The 16768-nt window shown below is 71.5% G+C and carries 15 protein-coding genes and 2 pseudogenes; all 17 read right to left on the bottom strand.

Annotated elements, in window-relative coordinates; all coding sequences use genetic code 11:
• Positions 1-1390: 1390 nt before the first annotated feature.
• Positions 1391-1817 (bottom strand): annotated as a pseudogene (locus BU198_RS24905) (FAD-dependent oxidoreductase); the annotation flags it as partial.
• A 201-nt stretch (positions 1818-2018) separates the two neighbouring features.
• Positions 2019-2963: a twin-arginine translocase subunit TatC gene (gene tatC, locus BU198_RS24900; RefSeq protein ID WP_223244893.1), complete on the bottom strand. Its 945-nt coding sequence runs from the start codon at positions 2961-2963 to the stop codon at positions 2019-2021.
• 112 nt (positions 2964-3075) lie between these two features.
• The gene (tatA, locus tag BU198_RS24895) at positions 3076-3375 is read right to left on the bottom strand and encodes a Sec-independent protein translocase subunit TatA (RefSeq protein ID WP_188299094.1); all 300 of its coding nucleotides are present in this window, start codon (positions 3373-3375) and stop codon (positions 3076-3078) included.
• 191 nt (positions 3376-3566) lie between these two features.
• Positions 3567-3779: a hypothetical protein gene (locus BU198_RS43425; RefSeq protein WP_262987063.1), complete on the bottom strand. Its 213-nt coding sequence runs from the start codon at positions 3777-3779 to the stop codon at positions 3567-3569.
• Between the two features lie 66 nt (positions 3780-3845).
• Positions 3846-4076: a hypothetical protein gene (locus BU198_RS24885; RefSeq protein WP_030055598.1), complete on the bottom strand. Its 231-nt coding sequence runs from the start codon at positions 4074-4076 to the stop codon at positions 3846-3848.
• Positions 4077-4079: 3 nt separating this feature from the next.
• A complete protein-coding gene (locus BU198_RS24880; protein ID WP_188299097.1) occupies positions 4080-5006 on the bottom strand; it encodes a helix-turn-helix transcriptional regulator in 927 nt (308 codons plus the stop codon).
• 26 nt (positions 5007-5032) lie between these two features.
• Positions 5033-6007 carry a helix-turn-helix transcriptional regulator gene (locus BU198_RS24875; protein WP_188299092.1) on the bottom strand — a complete coding sequence of 325 codons (975 nt, stop codon included), beginning with the start codon at positions 6005-6007 and terminating at the stop codon, positions 5033-5035.
• A gap of 199 nt (positions 6008-6206) precedes the next feature.
• Positions 6207-6578, bottom strand: coding sequence for an FKBP-type peptidyl-prolyl cis-trans isomerase (locus BU198_RS24870; RefSeq protein WP_411293230.1), 372 nt, complete (start codon positions 6576-6578; stop codon positions 6207-6209).
• Positions 6579-6757: 179 nt separating this feature from the next.
• On the bottom strand, positions 6758-8068 hold the full coding sequence (locus BU198_RS24865) for an FKBP-type peptidyl-prolyl cis-trans isomerase (protein ID WP_188299090.1): 1311 nt from the start codon (positions 8066-8068) through the stop codon (positions 6758-6760).
• A gap of 203 nt (positions 8069-8271) precedes the next feature.
• Positions 8272-9261, bottom strand: coding sequence for an FKBP-type peptidyl-prolyl cis-trans isomerase (locus BU198_RS24860; RefSeq protein ID WP_188299089.1), 990 nt, complete (start codon positions 9259-9261; stop codon positions 8272-8274).
• A gap of 178 nt (positions 9262-9439) precedes the next feature.
• Entirely contained in the window at positions 9440-10801 is a 1362-nt protein-coding gene (gene pafA, locus BU198_RS24855; protein ID WP_188299088.1) for a Pup--protein ligase, read from the bottom strand.
• 122 nt (positions 10802-10923) lie between these two features.
• A complete protein-coding gene (prcA, locus tag BU198_RS24850; RefSeq protein ID WP_188299087.1) occupies positions 10924-11679 on the bottom strand; it encodes a proteasome subunit alpha in 756 nt (251 codons plus the stop codon).
• A gap of 31 nt (positions 11680-11710) precedes the next feature.
• Entirely contained in the window at positions 11711-12511 is an 801-nt protein-coding gene (gene prcB, locus BU198_RS24845) for a proteasome subunit beta (RefSeq protein WP_223244900.1), read from the bottom strand.
• Positions 12508-12585: pseudogene (locus BU198_RS44305) on the bottom strand (recombination endonuclease VII); the annotation flags it as partial. The pseudogene BU198_RS44305 and the gene prcB, both read right to left, overlap by 4 nt.
• Positions 12586-12718: 133 nt before the next feature.
• On the bottom strand, positions 12719-12937 hold the full coding sequence (locus BU198_RS24840; RefSeq protein ID WP_188299085.1) for a ubiquitin-like protein Pup: 219 nt from the start codon (positions 12935-12937) through the stop codon (positions 12719-12721).
• Between the two features lie 173 nt (positions 12938-13110).
• Positions 13111-14622, bottom strand: coding sequence for a depupylase/deamidase Dop (gene dop, locus BU198_RS24835; protein ID WP_188299084.1), 1512 nt, complete (start codon positions 14620-14622; stop codon positions 13111-13113).
• Positions 14623-14851: 229 nt separating this feature from the next.
• The gene (gene arc / locus BU198_RS24830) at positions 14852-16618 is read right to left on the bottom strand and encodes a proteasome ATPase (RefSeq protein WP_188299083.1); all 1767 of its coding nucleotides are present in this window, start codon (positions 16616-16618) and stop codon (positions 14852-14854) included.
• Positions 16619-16768: the final 150 nt, after the last annotated feature.

Raw genomic sequence — 16768 nt, 5'->3', positions numbered from 1 at the left:
CGGCGGCCGAGAGTTCGGCGGCCAGGGCGTCCAGCGCGCCCTGCGCGGGGGCGCCGCCGAAGGCGTCCCTGGCGAGGCCGAGCGAGCGGGCCCTGGTGTGCCAGAGCAGCCGCCGGCGCCCGTCGGCGCCGTGCGCCCAGTACAGCTGCGCGGCCGCCCTGGCGCCCGCCGGGTGGCGCAACAGGCCGGCCCCGGCGCCGAGTTCGAGCAGGGCGCGGAGCAGCAGCGCCGCGTCGTGGTCGTGCACGCCGCGCTGGTAGCCCTCGTCCGGCCGCTGCTCGGCCGCCCGCCGGACGTACTCCAGCAGCTCGGCTTCGCCGGAGAGCGAACCGGACAGCGCCCCCGGTTCGGCGGCCGGCAGCAGGCTCGCGGCGAGGTACTCGGCGCGGTACAGCCGGGGGGTCTCCGAGGGCAGCGGGCGGTCCCAGTAGCGCTCGGTCGCGGCGAAGGCCGGGTCGGTGACGGGGGAGCGGTAGTCGGTGCCGGTGAGGGTGAAGGCGGGGCGCCCGCGCCAGGGGACCAGGGCGAGTTCGGGCCGCTGGGTGGTGACGGCGAACAGGTGCCGGCCCAGCCGCAGGGTGCCGGGGCCGTCCCCGGCGAGTTCGGCGCGGTCGCGCAGGGCCCGGTGGGCGCGGGAGCGGGCGGCGCGCAGCCGGCCGGTCAGCTCCTCGGCCCTGACCCGGTCGCCGAGCCCGGTCAACTGCCCGGCCAGCTCGCGGAGTTTGACGGCGGTCGGATCGGCGGCCAGGGCGGCGTCGATCTCGGCGGCGGTGTCCAGCGCGGCCAGCCGCCGGTGCAGGGTGTCGAGGATGCGGTCGGCGGAGGCGGCCAGCCGGTCGGCGCGCCGGGCCCGCTCCTCCAGCAGGTGCTGGCGGCGGGCGGTGAGCGCGTCGTGGATCTCGGTGCGCCGGGCGGTGAGCTGTTCGCCGAGGGCCGGGTCGGCGTCGGCGAAGCGGGTCTCCAGCTGCTCGATCCGCAGCAGCAGCCGGCCGAGCTGCTCGTCGCAGGCCTCGGGGGTGTCGGCGGCGGCGAGCGCGGCGGTGGTGGCCTGGCCGAGCAGGGCGGTCTCGGCGGCGAACTCGGCGGCGGCCTCGCGGGTGCGCAGCTCCCGGCGGCGCACGGTCAGGGCGGTCCTGGCCCGGTTGAGCAGTCCGAGCACGTCGGCGAGCCGGTCGAGGATCGCGGTGCGGGTGGTGGCGTCGGCCAGGTCGAGGGTGCCGACCAGCTCCGAGACGGTCTGCAACGCCTCGCTCTGGGCGCCGAGTTCGAGGCCCAGCGGCTCGGCCTCGGCGGCGGTGGCGATGCCGGCGCAGCGCTCGGCCAGTTCGCCGGCCCGCTGCCGGTGCGGTTCGAAGGCGGCCGGCTCGGCGAGCTGCCCGACGGCCCGGTCGGCGGCCTCCGGCCAGGCCCTCGGCGAGGTGCGGTTCCAGCTCGCGCAGCCGCTCGCCCGGCACCTCCTCGGCCTCGACCCCGACCTTCCGCTGCCCGGCGGCGAAGGCGCGCAGCGCGTCCTGCCCGGCGGCGGTCGAGGCGACGACCACACCGCCCTTGGGCTCGTACTCGATCGCCGGGCCGATCCGCTCGGCGAGTTCGTGCCAGAGCCGGGTGCTGAGCAGGGCGAGGTCGAGTTCCGGGCCCGGCTCCTTGTCGGAGACCAGCAGGTTGCCCTCGCCCGCGCCGGTGGTGCCGCCGGCCACCGGCCCGCGGTCCACGACGGCGACGGCGAGCCCGGCGCGGGCGGCGTAGTAGGCGCAGGCGGCGCCGACCACACCGGCGCCGACCACGACGACGTCCAGGGGAGGTCTCTCGGTCTTCAGCACATCAGTAATATGTCACATGCCATGCAAGCTGCCAAGACCACCCGCCGAAACCCGCGAACCCCCCGACCAGCGGAAAGTCCGGATCGACAGCCGGGGCCGGGCCGTACCGGGGCAGGGCAGTACCGGGGCCCGGACAGCGAAGAGCCCCGGCCCACCGCTCGGCGGCGGCGGACCGGGGCTCCCTCAGGACCGGCCGGCTCAGGTGATGTCGTCCATCTCCTCACGGCGGGACGCCGGCACCGCCGCACCGGCCGCCGGGGCCGCCGAGGCCTGGACGTTCTCCGCGCCCGACACCGGCTGCACCGAGAGGTCCACCTGCGAGGCCTCCTCGTCGTCCAGCCCTGCGTCCGGGTTGCGGCGGGCCTTGCGCTTGTCGTTGAAGATCGCGATCGCCACCGCGATGAAGTACAGCGCCCAGATCGGCGCGGCCAGCGCGAGCATGCTCAGCGGGTCGGCGCTCGGCGTGGCGAAGGCCGCGAACACCGTGATGCCCATGACCATGCCGCGCCACCAGCCCAGCAGCCGCTTGCCGGTGACCATGCCGATGACGTTCAGCATCACCAGCAGCAGCGGGAACTCGAAGGCGAGGCCGAAGACCAGCACCATCCGGGTGGCGATGTCGAAGTAGTCCTCGGGCGGCAGGATCGGCGTGGTGTTGTTCGGGGTGAACGAGATCAGCACGTCGACCGTGGTCGGCAGCACCAGGATGGCCACGGCCACACCGGCCAGGAACAGCGGCGTCCCGCAGAGCAGGAAGACGACCGTGTACTTCTTCTCGTGCCGGTGCAGACCGGGCGCCACGAAGGCCCAGACCTGGTACAGCCAGATCGGCACGGTGGCCACCACGCCGGCCGTCAGGGCCACCTTGAGCATCCAGGTGAAACCGGCGGTCAGACCGATGTTGGAGACCTGGGCGCACTTGCCGTGGTAGTGCTCGGCCAGCTCCGGGGTGTCACACCGCGGCAGCGGCTTCAGGAGGAAGTCCTCCAGCTGCTTGTGGTAGATCGCCGCCACGATGGTGATCAGCACGATCGCCAGGACCGACTTGACCACGCGGTTGCGCAGTTCCCGCAGGTGGTCGGCGAGGGCCATCCGCCCCTCAGGATCCTTTGACGTCTTCGACGCCTTGGAGAGCTTGCTCAACCCCGGTCCTCAACTCGTGCGTCGGGGCCCGCCGGTCGGCGGGCCTCCGTGGTCGCGTGCGTCGCGCACGCCGGACGTGCGACGCGCGTCAGGCGCGTCACGTGCCCCGCGCTCAGTGCGGGCGGTCGCCGTCGGGTGCGGAGGCCCCGGCGGCGGGCTCGGTCACCGGACGGGCCGTGGCCGACGCGCCCGGAGCGGTCTGGACGGCCCTGCCCGCGGTGCCGGCCACCGGCGCCGGAGCCGGTGCGGCCTGCGGCTCGGACTCGCCGTCCGAACGCATCGCCTGGGCCTCGCTCTTCAGGATCCGCATCGACTTGCCCAGCGAGCGCGCCAGGTCCGGCAGCCGCTTGGCTCCGAACAGCACGATGGCGAGAACCACGATCACCACGATCGCAGTCATCGAGATGCGCATGCGCGACCACCTTCAGTCATGGCGGCCCGACGGGCCGTCCGCTGCGGATGGTAACCGCTGCGGATGACGCCACGACGACGGCCGCCCGAACGGGACAGCGGCCCCCGGTACGCAGTTCAGGAGCCACTTGAGAGCGTAACCCGCCCCCACCCGCTCGCAGCAGCCCCCGTACCCCTGCGGTTCCGGCCGTGCTATGCGGCCGGGGCGCTGTGCTCCGCGGCCCGGTCGCCTCCGCCGGGCACCGCGTCCGCCAGGTCCTCGGCCGCCACGGCCAGCGCCCGCGCGGCCCGGTCCACGCCCTTGGCGAGCGCCCGTACGTCCAGCCAGAGCCGGATCGCGAGGACCCCGAGGACCAGCAGGCCCGCGGTGGCGAGCAGGACGGCGGCGACGAGCATCCAGGACATGCGCCCCACCCTATACGGGGGCCGGTCCCCCGCCGGGACGAGCGCCGGCCCCCACCGGGACGGGCGTCAGCCCTCCGCCGGCACGAGCCGCATGGTGCGCACCCCGGCCCCGGTGAGCGCCTCGACGATCTTCTCCCCGGCCGGCTTGCGCACCGCCGCCCCGCACCGCGGGCAACCGAAGCTGTAGTGCGCCTGGGCCGGGGTGCGACCGAGGGTCAGCCGGAACTCCTCCGCCGGGAGCTCGACCTTCTCCCGGCACTCGGAGCAGTACACCTTGAATCTGGTCCCGGGTTCCACCGCTCAGGCCCGCCCCTCCCCGTAGGCGGCCAGCGCCTCCCGCGCGGCCGAGCGCGCCTGCTCGGCCGGCTCGGGCGGCGAGACGATCCGGCCGTCCCGGCCCAGCCGCAGCGCCAGCGGGCGCAGCTGGGAGGGGTCGGCGCTGCGCATGGTGATCCGCAGGCCGCCGTCCGGCAGCTCCTCGGCCCGGTCGTGGGTGTAGTACTCGGCCACCCAGCGCCCGCCGGAGGAGACCTCGACCACCACCTCGGGGTCGTCCGCCGCCGGGTTGACCAGCCCGCCGCTCAGGTCGCGCGGCTCGCGCCGGGGCGGGTCGGCCGGGACGTCCAGGACGCGGATCTCGGCGACCCGGTCGAGGCGGAACATCCGGTGGTCCTCGGAGGTGCGGCACCACGCCTCGAGGTAGGTGTGGCCCTCGGTGAGCAGCCGGATCGGGTCGACCTCGCGCTCGGTCATCCCGCCGCGCCCGTGCGAGTAGTAGCGCAGCCAGAGCCGGCGGCCCTCGCTGAGCGCCCGGTCGATGTCGGCGAAGACGTGGCTTTCCGCCTCGAAGGTCACCCCGACCCTGGCGCTGCCCTCGGCGCTCTCCCCCGCCGCGTTCTCGATCTTGGCGACGGCCCGGGTGAGCGCCTCCCGGTCCCCGGCCCGCAGGCCGGGCAGCCCGGCCACCGCGCGGGCGGCCACCAGCAGCGCGGTCGCCTCGTCGGCGGCCAGCCGCAGCGGCTGGGCCACGTCGTCGACGTTGTGCCACCAGATCCGCTCGCCGTCGGTGTCGATGTCGAGCAGGTCGCCGCCGCGGAAGCTGGTGCCGCACATCGGCAGCACGTTGAGGTCCCCGATCAGCTCGCGCTCGCTGATCCCGAACGCCCTGGCCACCTCGGCGACCTCGGCCCCGGGCCGCTCGCGCAGGTAGGTGACCAGCGACAGCATCCGTCGCGTCTGGTCGATGGCGTTGCTCACGCGCGTTCTCCCTCGATACCCGCGACCGCCCGCAGCCGGTCGATCACATCCGCCCGCAGCTCCTCCGGCCCGAGCACCAGCACGTCGGGCCCGAACTCCGCCAGGTCGGCGCCCAGCCCGTTCCCGTACGGGATCTCCAGCTCGTCCCAGACCTCGTCCACCCGGGAGCTGCTCAGCGCCTTGGTGCGCAGCGGGAAGCCGGCGCCGCGGCGGACCCGGACGGTCGCGCTGGCGGTGGCCCCCTCGCCGGCGAACTTCGCCACGGTGGCCCGGACGTCCACGTGCTCGGGAACGGTGCCGACGAAGGCCCCGGGCTTCGTCTTCACCCGGCCGGTGATCCGGCTGAGCCGGAACACCCTGGCGTCGCCCCGGTCGCGGTCGTACCCGGCCAGGTACCAGTGCCCGCGCCAGCACTCCAGCGCCCACGGCTCCACGCCGCGCTGCTCGGCGGCGGCGGCACCGGCCTTGCGGTACTCGAAGGTGACCGGACGGCGGTCCCGGGCGGCGGTGAGCAGCGGCTCGAACGCGGCCTCCCGGGCGGGAATGCGCGGCTCCAGGGCGGTCCGGCCCTCGGCCTCGGTGAACGGCACCCCGGCCGCGCGCAGCTTCTGCAGGGCGCCGCTGGCCGCGCCGGACATCTTGGCCTGCTGCCAGACCCTGGCGGCCAGGGTCAGCGCGGCCGCCTCCTCGGCGTCCAGGGCGATCTCGGGCAGCCGGTTGCGGTCGGCGCGGGCCAGGTAGCCGAGTTCGCCGTCCAGGGTGCTCTCGTCGACGTCGATCACCAGACCGAGCTCGCGCAGATCGTCCTTGTCCCGCTCGAACATCCGGTTGAAGGCGTCCTCGCTGCCGTTCTGCCAGGCCTCGCGGTACGCCTCGACGGATTCCCGCAGCTCCTTCTTGGAGAGCGGACGTCTGGTGTTCATCAGGCACAGGGCGAGATTCATCAGCCGCTCTGCCTTGGCGATCGCCATCGCTGACCCTTCCGGTGTGCCGCGCCGCGCGCGGGGTGCGCCAACCGGGCGATCACCACCCGGCGGGACCGACCGTACCGGTAGCGGTACGCACGGCAAAAGCGGCCTCCCGCACCTCCTGCCCGCGCCGGGCCGTTCCGGCCCGGACAGGCCCGTGGGCCGGGCCCCCGGAGGGGTCCGGCCCACGGCCCCGGCAGGCTCAGACGCCCAGCAGGTCGACCACGAAGATCAGGGTCGAGTGCGGCGGGATCGCCGAGGTCGGCGACTGGGCGCCGTACGCCAGGTTCGACGGGATGGTCAGCTCGCGACGGCCGCCCACCTTCATGCCGACGACGCCCTGGTCCCAGCCCTTGATGACACGGCCGCCGCCGAGCGGGAACTTGAACTCGTTGGGGCTCCGGTTCCAGCTCGCGTCGAACTCCTCACCGGTCTCGAAGGTCACGCCCACGTAGCGGACCTTGACGTTCTGGCCCGGCTTGGCCTCCGCGCCGTCACCGACGACGATGTCGCGGATCTGCAGCTCCTTCGGAGCGTCACCGATCGGGAAGTCGATCTCGGGCTTCTCGTTCAGGTTCACGGTCCCTCTTCTCACGTTCGCTTGCATTCACGACCAAGCGGCGGGCGCCCGCACCCGGTCCGCCCGGACGACCGTCCGGGCAGACCACCGTACGGGCACCCGCCGCCCGTCCGGGTCCGGCCACGCGGCCGGACCCGAAGGTCACACGTCCACCATTGTCACCCGAAAGTGGATCAGCCCTGACCGGCGTCCAGGATGTCCACCACGAAGACGAGCGCAGCGCCCGGCGGGATGTCGCCCTGGCCCTTGTCGCCGTAGCCCAGCGCGGCCGGGATCACCAGCTCGACCCGGCTGCCGACCGTCTGGCCCTCCAGGCCCTGGTCCCAGCCCGCGATGACCTGGCTGCCGCCGACCGGGAAGGTGAACGCCTGGCCCTTGCTGAGCGAGGAGTCGAACACCTTGCCGCTGGAGAACAGCGCGCCGGTGTACTGGACGACGACCTTCTCGCCCTTCTCCACCTTCGGGCCGGTGCCCTTGATCAGGACGTGCGACTTCAGCTCGGTCGGGTCCTTCGCCCCGGCGACCGGGGTGATCTCGGCCGGCTTCTTGCCGTTGTCCTTGACCTGCGGGAAGTCCGCCGGCGGCGGGGTGACGGTACCGCTCACCACGGCGTCGGGCGCGGTGCTGTTGCGGACGTCGATCACGAAGATCAGGTCGTCCTTGGCCCCGATCGACATGTCGGGCTTGCCCTGGGAACCGAAGGCGGCGGCCGGCGGGGCCACCACCAGCAGCCGGCTGCCGGCCTTCTTCCCGACCACGGCCTGGTCCAGCGCCGGGATCAGCGCGTCGGTGCCGGCCTGGAAGATCTGCCGCTTGTTCCCGGAGTCGTACGAGCTCGGGATGTCCTTGCCGGTGTTCCAGTCCTTGGCGGTGTAGTCCACCGAGGCCCAGGAGTTCTTCTCCACCTTGGGGCCGTTGCCCTCGGACAGCACCTTCACCACGAAGGAGCCGTCGGAGGGCTCGCCCGGCACCTGGATCTCGGCCTTCGCGCCGAAGTCGCCGGTGACCGTCGGCAGCACCTTGGCGCTGTCCTTGATCGGCGGCACCGGATCGGCGGTCGGCGTGGGCGGCGCGGTGGTGGAGTCCGGCTTGGCCGCCGCGGTGTCCTTGCCGTCGTCCTTGTTCACCACGTAGAGCGTGATGCCGCTGCCGACCAGCAGCAGGGCCAGCACCGTGCCGAGGACCACGCCCAGCTTGCCGACGCCGGGCGGGTTCTCGTCGTACCCGGCCTCCGAGGTGTCGGCCTTGCGCACGTTGGAGGCGAAGATCTGCGGGGCGTCGTCCGTCTTGGTCCCGCCCGCGGGGCGCGGCGCCTCGCCGGGCTGCGCCCAGCCGGCCTGCTGCGCCAGGATCGCCGGCGGAACGACGATCGACTCGCGGTCCCCGCCGACCTGACCGCCGGGACGGGAGGCGGCCGGGTCACCCGCAGAGCTGTCGTTCGCCGCGGTACCGGCCCCGCCCGGGCTCGGCGTCTTCTCAGTCATGACTCCCCATCCATCTCGCCACGAGGTCTTCCAGGTCTGCGCCCGGCGTGGGCACGCCGGCTGCGGTCGCACCGCCCGCCCAGGACCTTCGGCACCGGGCGGCGCCTGCCACAGTGCGTGGGCAGTATGACAGCTCAGGATGAGGGCGGACGCTTCGTTGTACGAGCGTCCGCCCAAGCGTACGGAATCCCCCTGGGATCTTCCTAGACCGCTTCCAGGATGTCGATCACGAAGACCAGGGTCGAGTTCGCCGGCACCGAGCCCTGGGCCTTGTCCTGGTAACCGAGTGCGGGCGGCACCACCAGCAGGACCCGGCTGCCGACGTTCTGCCCGACCAGCCCCTTGTCCCAGCCCTCGATCACGCTGCCGGTGCCGATCTGCACCGCCTGCGCGCCTCCGTGCGTCCAGGAGGCGTCGAACTGCTGGCCGTCGGCCCACAGCACCCCGGTGTACTGCACCACCAGGGTCTGCCCGCTCTTGACCTGCTTGCCCTCGCCCTTGATCAGCACCGCCTGCTGGAGGTCGGTGGGCGCGGCCTGCCCGGCCGGGATCGTGATCGTCGCGGCCGCCTTGCCGTTGTCCTTGACCTGCGGCATCGTCGCGGCCGGCTCGGTCATGTTCCCGGTCAGCGTGGAGTCCGGCGGCAGGCTCTCCATGATGTCCAGCACGAACACCACGGTGTCGCCCTTGTTGACGCCCAGCTGGCCGGAGCCCTGCTCGCCGAAGGCCGCCGCCGGCGGGGCCACCACCAGCAGCCGGGTGCCCACCTTCTTGCCGATCACGCTCTGGTCCAGCGCCGGCACCAGCTGCCCGCTGCCGGCCTGGTACAGCTGCGGCTTGCCGTTGGCGTCGTACGAGCTGGGCAGGTCCTTGCCGGTGGTCCAGTTCTTGGCGGTGTAGTTGACCGTCACCCAGTCGCCCTTGCCGACGGTCGCGCGCTCGCCCTCGCTGACCGTGTTCACCACGAACTGGCCGCTGGGCTGCTGGCCCTCGGGGATGGTGATGGTGGCCTTGCTGCCGAACCCGCCACCCGAAAGAGTGGGCATCGGCGACGCCTCGGCGACCGGCGCCGGCACCGTCGGGGCGGCACTCGCCGAGGACGGTGTCGCCGGGCCGGCTGCCTTGGGCGAGCTGCTGCAGGCGACCGCGAGCAGCAGCGGCAGGGTGAGAAGCAAACCGGCGGTGCGGCGCACGGTGGTCCTAACTGTCGGTCGAAGTCGTCTCTCCTGACTCGACGGACAGCGTATGCCCGGCACGCGTCCGGCCCCGGTAGACACCACCGGGGCCGGCTCCAGGGTCTTGATCATGGCATCTTGATCACGGACTCGGTCACACCACGCGTTCACACGGCTCGCTCGCGCCGCCGCGCGGTCACATCCCCGCGATCAGCTTCTCCACCCGCTCGTCCACCGAACGGAACGGGTCCTTGCACAGCACCGTGCGCTGCGCCTGGTCGTTCAGCTTCAGGTGCACCCAGTCCACCGTGAAGTCCCGGCGCTGCTCCTGCGCCCGGCGGATGAAGTCCCCGCGCAGCCGCGCCCTGGTGGTCTGCGGCGGGATCGACTTGGCCTCGAAGGTCTTGAGGTCGGTGGTCACCCGCTGCGCCTGGTTCTTGCCCTGGAGCAGGTAGAACAGGCCGCGGCGGCGGTGGATGTCGTGGTACGCGAGGTCGATCTGGGCCACCCGCGGGTTGGACATGCTCATCTGGTGCTTCTCGCGGTAGCGCTCGATGAGCTTGTACTTCATGATCCAGTCGATCTCGGTGGCCACCCCGTCCAGCCGCTCCGACCGCACGGCCTCCAGGGTGCGGCCCCAGAGGTCGAGCACCCGGGCGACGGTGCCGGTGTTGATGCCCTTGCGGTCCGCGAACTCCAGGGCCTTGGTGTAGTACTCCTCCTGGATGTCCAGCGCGCTGGCCTCCCGGCCGTTGGCCAGCCGCACCTGGTGGGTGCCGGTGAGGTCGTGGCTGACCTCGCGGATCGCCCGGATCGGGTTCTCCAGGGTGAGGTCGCGCATCACCACGCCGGCCTCGATCAGCCGCAGCACCAGGTCGGTGGAGCCGACCTTGAGCAGCGTGGTGGTCTCCGACATGTTGGAGTCGCCGACGATCACGTGCAGCCGGCGGTAGCGCTCGGCGTCCGCGTGCGGCTCGTCCCTGGTGTTGATGATCGGGCGCGAGCGGGTGGTGGCCGAGCTGACGCCCTCCCAGATGTGCTCGGCCCGCTGGCTGACGCAGAACACCGCGCCGCGCGGGGTCTGGAGCACCTTGCCCGCCCCGCAGATCAGCTGCCGGGTGACCAGGAACGGGATCAGCACGTCGGCCAGCCGGGAGAACTCGCCGTGCCGGGCCACGCAGTAGTTCTCGTGGCAGCCGTAGGAGTTCCCGGCCGAGTCGGTGTTGTTCTTGAAGAGGTAGACGTCCCCCGCGATGCCCTCCTCGTGCAGCCGCCGCTCGGCGTCCACCAGGAGTCCTTCGAGGATGCGCTCGCCCGCCTTGTCGTGCGTCACCAGCTCGACGACGTCGTCGCACTCGGGGGTTGCGTACTCGGGGTGGGAGCCGACGTCGAGGTACAGGCGGGCGCCGTTGCGCAGGAAGACGTTGCTGCTGCGGCCCCAGGAGACGACCCGGCGGAACAGGTACCGCGCCACCTCGTCCGGTGACAGCCGTCGCTGCCCTCGGAACGTACAGGTCACGCCGTACTCGTTCTCCAGCCCGAAAATCCGGCGGTCCATGAGCACTCCATTCTCTGTCGGAGCTGTCCGAAACCGCCTCCACGACGACTGGGCCGCCGCAGGGGCACCGGAGTCCCGCACGGCGGCGGCAGGGCCGCCGCACGGGACTCCGCAGGCACTTGCTACACCGGCGTGCCGTCCGCCGGGTTCTCCTCGTCGTCCGCCTCGGCGGACTGGTCACCGTCGAGCAGCCGGCCCAGCTGGTTGCCCAGGATCCGCTTGAACTTGCGCTGCTGGAACCGCTGGCGGTCGAGGACCGCTACCTCCAGCTGTTCCGGGGTGAGGCTGCGCGGGCTGCCGCCGTTGGGGTCGCGGGCGAGCGAGTCCACCGCGACCTTCACCGCCTCGGTGAGGCTCAGGCCGGCGCGGTGGCTCTGGCCCAGGTAGTTGCCGATCGAGTCGGCGTTGCCGCCGACCACCACGTAGTTCTTCTCGTCGACGACCGAGCCGTCCGGCGTGAGCCGGTAGATCTGGTCCTGGTCGCTGGTGCGGCCGACCTCGGCCACGATCAGCTCGACCTCGTACGGCTTCTCGCCGACCGAGGAGAAGATGGTGCCCAGGGTCTGGGCGTACACGTTGGCGAGGCCCCGGGCCGTGACGTCGGCCCGGTCGTAGGAGTAGCCGCGCAGGTCGGCGTAGCGGACGCCGCCGATGCGCAGGTTCTCGAACTCGTTGTAGCGACCGACCGCCGCGAAGGCGATCTTGTCGTAGATCTCGGAGACCTTGTGGAGCGCCCTGGAGGTGTTCTCCGCGACGAAGACGATGCCGTCGGCGTAGGTGAGCACGACCACGCTGCGGCCGCGGGCGATGCCCTTGCGGGCGTACTCCGCGCGGTCCGCCATGGCCTGCTGGGGCGAGACGTAGAACGGTGTCGACACCGGCGGTCGTCCCTTTCCTGTGAGGTGATGGCTAGATCAGCGGGGCCTGCGGGCCGTTGGGCCGGGTCAGGCGCTCGTCGGTGATGGCGACGACGATCTCCGTGACCTCCGCCTCGGTGAGCCGGCGGAAGCCGTCCTCGGTGATCAGCGAGACGATCGGGAAGATCTTGCGGGCGAGGTCGGGGCCACCGGTGGCGGAGTCGTCGTCCGCCGCGTCGTAGAGCGCCTGGACGACCATGGTGGCGGCCTGGTCGGCCGTCAGCTCCTCGCGGTAGAGCTTCTTCATCGAACCGCGGGCGAAGACCGAGCCCGAGCCGGTCGCGGTGAAGCCTCGCTCCTCGGAACGCCCGCCGGTGACGTCGTAGTTGAAGATCCGGCCACGGCCGAGCTCCACGTCGTAGCCGGCGAAGAGCGGCACCACCGCGAGGCCCTGCATCGCCATGCCCAGGTTGCCCCGGATCATGGTGGTGAGCCGGTTGGCCTTGCCCTCCAGCGAGAGCGTGGTGCCCTCGATCTTCTCGTAGTGCTCCAGCTCCAGCTGGAACAGCCGGACCATCTCGATCGCGAGGCCGGCGGTGCCGGCGATGCCGACCGCGCTGTACTCGTCGGCCGGGAAGACCTTCTCCATGTCGCGCTGGGCGATCACGTTGCCCATCGTCGCCCGGCGGTCACCCGCGATCACCACGCCGCCGTCGAAGACCGCGGCCACGATCGTGGTCCCGTGCGGGGCCTCGACCACGGCGCCCTCGGGGAGTCCCCGCCGGCCGCCGGGGACCAGCTCCGGCCGGTGCTCGGCGAGGAAGTCGAGGAACGAGGAGGACCCCGGGGTCAGGAAGGCAGCCGGTAGACGCCCGGTGCCACGAGTGTTGGCTTCCACACGATTCCTTCCAGGTAGCTTGAAGCGCGCGCTGCCCGCACCCTACCCGCCCGACGATCACCGTCCACGGGTGGAGGGGCCGGTGCCGGACGGCCGGACGGTGTTCCCCGTCCGGCCGCCTCCGACGGTCGCGACCGTGATTTCCCGAATGGCCGGGCCGGGCTATTGCCCGCCCTTCTGGACGAATCCACGGACGAAATCCTCGGCATTGGATTCGAGGACCTCGTCGATTTCGTCCAGTACCGCGTCGACGTCGTCGCTCAGCTTTTCCTGGCGCTCCTTGAGGTCGTCGGAATTCTGGCTTTCCGCGGCCTGCTCCTCGACCTCCTCGGAGGAACGGTTTGCCCGCTGCTGGCCGCCGCCGGTGTCCTTGCTCGCCATTTCCCTCACCCCGCTCGATTCGTCTGGCACGGTTCGGTCGCTGCTGCTGCACCGACCCTATACACAGGGTGCGACTGCCGCTCCCGGTTTGCCGGTGGCGCTTACTGTCCAACGCCCGCTGCCACCCCGGATGATTCCCATTCGGCGGACGTTCACCCATGGTGATCGAAAAGTTACCCGCCGGACAGCACCCGGAGCAGGTCCTCCGCCGTGCGGCAGCGGTCCAGCAGCTCCTTGACGTGGTTGCGGGTGCCGCGCAGCGGTTCCAGCGTGGGCACCCGCTGCAACGAGTCCCGGCCGGGCAGGTCGAAGATCACCGAGTCCCAGGAGGCCGCCGCGACGTGTTCCGCGTACTGCTCCAGGCAGCGCCCGCGGAAGTACGCCCTGGTGTCCTCAGGGGGCTTGGAGACGGCCCGCTCGACCTCGTCCTCGGTGAGCAGCCGCTCGAACCGCCCGCGGGCCACCAGGCGGTTGTAGAGGCCCTTCTCGGGCCGTACGTCGCTGTACTGGAGGTCGACCAGGTGCAGCCGCGGATTGGCCCACTCCAGGGCGTCCCGGCTGCGGTAGCCCTCCAGGATCTCCCGCTTGGCGACCCAGTCCAGCTCTTTGGACAGGGACATCGGGTCGCGCTCCAGCCGGCCCAGGACGTCCTCCCAGCGCGCCAGCACGTCCACCGTCTGCTCGTCCGCGTCGGTGCCGAAGCGGTCCTCGACGTACTTGCGGGCCAGTTCGAAGTACTCCAGCTGGAGCTGGACGGCGGTGAGCCTGCGCCCGTTGCGCAGGGTGATCAGGTGCTTGAGCGTCGGGTCGTGGGAGACCCGGTGCAGGGTGCGCACCGGCTGGTCGACGGCCAGGTCCGCGGCGATGAAGGAGTCCTCGATCATCGCCAGGACCAGGGAGGTGGTGCCCAGCTTGAGGTAGGTGGAGATCTCGGAGAGGTTGGCGTCCCCGATGATCACGTGCAGCCGGCGGTACTTCTCGGCGTCGGCGTGCGGCTCGTCCCTGGTGTTGATGATCGGGCGCTTGAGGGTGGTCTCCAGGCCGACCTCGACCTCGAAGTAGTCCGCCCGCTGGCTGATCTGGAAGCCGTGCACCGAGCCGTCCTGGCCGATGCCGACCCGGCCGGCGCCGGTGACCACCTGGCGGGAGACGAAGAACGGGGTCAGATGGCGGACGATGTCGGCGAACGGTGTCGCCCGCTTCATCAGGTAGTTCTCGTGGGTGCCGTAGGAGGCGCCCTTGTTGTCGGTGTTGTTCTTGTACAGGTGGATGTTCTGCCCGTTGGGCAGTTCCAGCGCGCGCTGCGCGGCCGCCGCCATGATCCGCTCGCCGGCCTTGTCCCAGAGCACGGCGTCGCGCGGGTTGGTCACCTCGGGCGAGCTGTACTCGGGGTGCGCGTGGTCCACGTAGAACCGGGCCCCGTTGGTGAGGATGACGTTGGCGAGGCCGATGTCCTCGTCGGTCAGCTGGCTGGCGTCCGCGACCTCGCGGGCCAGGTCGAACCCCCGTGCGTCGCGCAGCGGGTTCTCCTCCTCGAAGTCCCAGCGGGCCCGCCGCGCCCGGTGCATCGCCGCCGCGTACGCGTTGACGATCTGGGACGAGGTGAGCATGGCGTTGGCGTTGGGGTGCCCGGGCACGGAGATCCCGTACTCGGTCTCGATGCCCATCACGCGCCGTACGGTCATGCGGCCCTCCTTGCCCGGTGCGCCGCCCCCGACGGGCGGAGCACTCTGACGTACCGCCGAACAACACCGACGCCGGACTCCTCTGCCCGCGGACGGTGGGTCGAGCCTAGGACCGGGCGCCGACCGGCGGGCCCGGAGACGCGCCGTCCGGCTGCGGGGCCGCGAGGCGCCACAGCCGGACGGTGTGCGTACGGCTCCGGGGCCGCTGCCGGCCCGGTCGACCGCGTGCTTACAGGTACTGCCCCGTGTTGGCGACAGTGTCGATCGAGCGGCCGGACTCGGCGCCCTGCTTGCCGGTGACCAGCGTGCGGATGAAGACGATCCGCTCGCCCTTCTTGCCGGAGATGCGGGCCCAGTCGTCCGGGTTGGTGGTGTTCGGGAGGTCCTCGTTCTCCTTGAACTCGTCCACGCAGGCGGCGAGCAGGTGGGAGACGCGCAGACCGCGCTGACCGTGGTCGAGGAAGTCCTTGATGGCCATCTTCTTCGCACGGTCGACGATGTTCTGGATCATCGCGCCGGAGTTGAAGTCCTTGAAGTACAGGACCTCCTTGTCACCGTTGGCGTAGGTGACCTCCAGGAAGCGGTTCTCCTCGGTCTCGGAGTACATCCGCTCCACCACCGACTGGATCATCGCGGCCACCGTGGTGTCGACGGAGCCGTCGTGCTCCTTGAGGTCGTCCGGGTGGAACGGCAGCGAGTCCTTGAGGTACTTGGAGAAGATGTCCTTCGCGGCCTCGGCGTCCGGGCGCTCGATCTTGATCTTGACGTCCAGCCGGCCGGGCCGCAGGATCGCCGGGTCGATCATGTCCTCGCGGTTCGAGGCGCCGATGACGATGACGTTCTCCAGGCCCTCCACGCCGTCGATCTCGGCGAGCAGCTGCGGGACGATGGTGTTCTCCACGTCCGAGCTGACGCCGGAACCGCGGGTGCGGAACAGCGACTCCATCTCGTCGAAGAAGACGATGACGGGCGTGCCCTCGCTCGCCTTCTCCCGGGCCCGCTGGAAGACCAGGCGGATCTGCCGCTCGGTCTCGCCCACGTACTTGTTGAGCAGCTCGGGGCCCTTGATGTTGAGGAAGTAGCTCTTGCCCTGGGGGCGGCCGGTGACCTCGGCGACCTTCTTGGCCAGCGAGTTGGCGACCGCCTTGGCGATCAGCGTCTTGCCGCAGCCGGGCGGGCCGTAGAGCAGCACGCCCTTGGGCGGGCGCAGCTCGTACTCCTTGAAGAGGTCGGCGTGCAGGTACGGCAGCTCGACCGCGTCGCGGATCAGCTCGATCTGGTTGCTCAGGCCGCCGATCTGGCGGTAGTCGATGTCCGGGACCTCTTCGAGGACCAGTTCCTCGACCTCGGACTTCGGCACGACCTCGAACACGTAGCCGGAGCGGGGCTCCAGCAGCAGGGCGTCCCCGGGCCTGATGGTCAGCCCGCGCAGCGGCTCGGCGAGCCGCACCACGCGCTCCTCGTCGGTGTGCCCCAGGACGAGGGCGCGTTCGCCGTCCTCCAGGAGCTCCTTGAGGGTGACGATCTCACCGATGTTCTCGAAGGCCATCGCGTCCACGATGTTGAGGGCCTCGTTGAGCATCACTTCCTGGCCGCGCCGCACCTCGTCGAGGGCGACGTCGGGGCTGACGTTCACGCGGAGCTTGCGCCCGCCGGTGAAGATGTCGGCGGTGCCGTCCTCGTTCGCGTCGAGGAAGGTGCCGAAACCGGCCGGGGGCTGTGCCAGCCGGTCCACTTCCTCCTTGAGGGCCACGATCTGGTCGCGGGCCTCACGCAGGGTGGAGGCGAGCCGGTCGTTCTGGGCGGTCACGCCCGCCAGGTTGGTCTGGAGCTCGACGATCCGCTCTTCGAGGATCCTCGAATTGCGCGGCGAGTCGGCGAGCTTGCGGCGCAGCACTGCGATTTCCTGCTCAAGGTACGAGACCTGAGCGGCCTCGTCGGAACCACGAGCGGGCCTGCCGGTGCTGCGGGTGTAGTCGTCATCGTGGGCTGCCACGGTCCTCACCTCCTCCGGGGAGCTGGACGCTTCCAGACCCTACCTGGGACCAGGGGTCCGTAAACCCCTAGATCAAGAAAGATGGAACGGGCGTGTCCGATCTTCGCCCCAGCGTGCTTCCCCTCTGCTAAGGGGATACCCACCGCGCAC

Origin of the sequence: Streptomyces sp. CBMA156, assembly GCF_014596515.1 — a bacterium.
Lineage (GTDB): Bacteria > Actinomycetota > Actinomycetes > Streptomycetales > Streptomycetaceae > Kitasatospora.
Note: the sequence above shows the minus strand (reverse complement) of the source record. Positions and strands in the feature narration are given on the sequence as shown.

Excerpts from the sequence above, each read along its gene's own strand:
- tatA (WP_188299094.1), bottom strand. The coding sequence starts at position 3,375 with ATGCGCATCTCGATGACTGCGATCGTGGTGATCGTGGTTCTCGCCATC.
- BU198_RS43425 (WP_262987063.1), bottom strand. The coding sequence starts at position 3,779 with ATGTCCTGGATGCTCGTCGCCGCCGTCCTGCTCGCCACCGCGGGCCTG.
- BU198_RS24880 (WP_188299097.1), bottom strand. The coding sequence starts at position 5,006 with ATGCTGTCGCTGGTCACCTACCTGCGCGAGCGGCCCGGGGCCGAGGTC.
- BU198_RS24875 (WP_188299092.1), bottom strand. The coding sequence starts at position 6,007 with ATGGCGATCGCCAAGGCAGAGCGGCTGATGAATCTCGCCCTGTGCCTG.
- BU198_RS24865 (WP_188299090.1), bottom strand. The coding sequence starts at position 8,068 with ATGACTGAGAAGACGCCGAGCCCGGGCGGGGCCGGTACCGCGGCGAAC.
- pafA (WP_188299088.1), bottom strand. The coding sequence starts at position 10,801 with ATGGACCGCCGGATTTTCGGGCTGGAGAACGAGTACGGCGTGACCTGT.
- BU198_RS24840 (WP_188299085.1), bottom strand. The coding sequence starts at position 12,937 with ATGGCGAGCAAGGACACCGGCGGCGGCCAGCAGCGGGCAAACCGTTCC.
- dop (WP_188299084.1), bottom strand. The coding sequence starts at position 14,622 with ATGACCGTACGGCGCGTGATGGGCATCGAGACCGAGTACGGGATCTCC.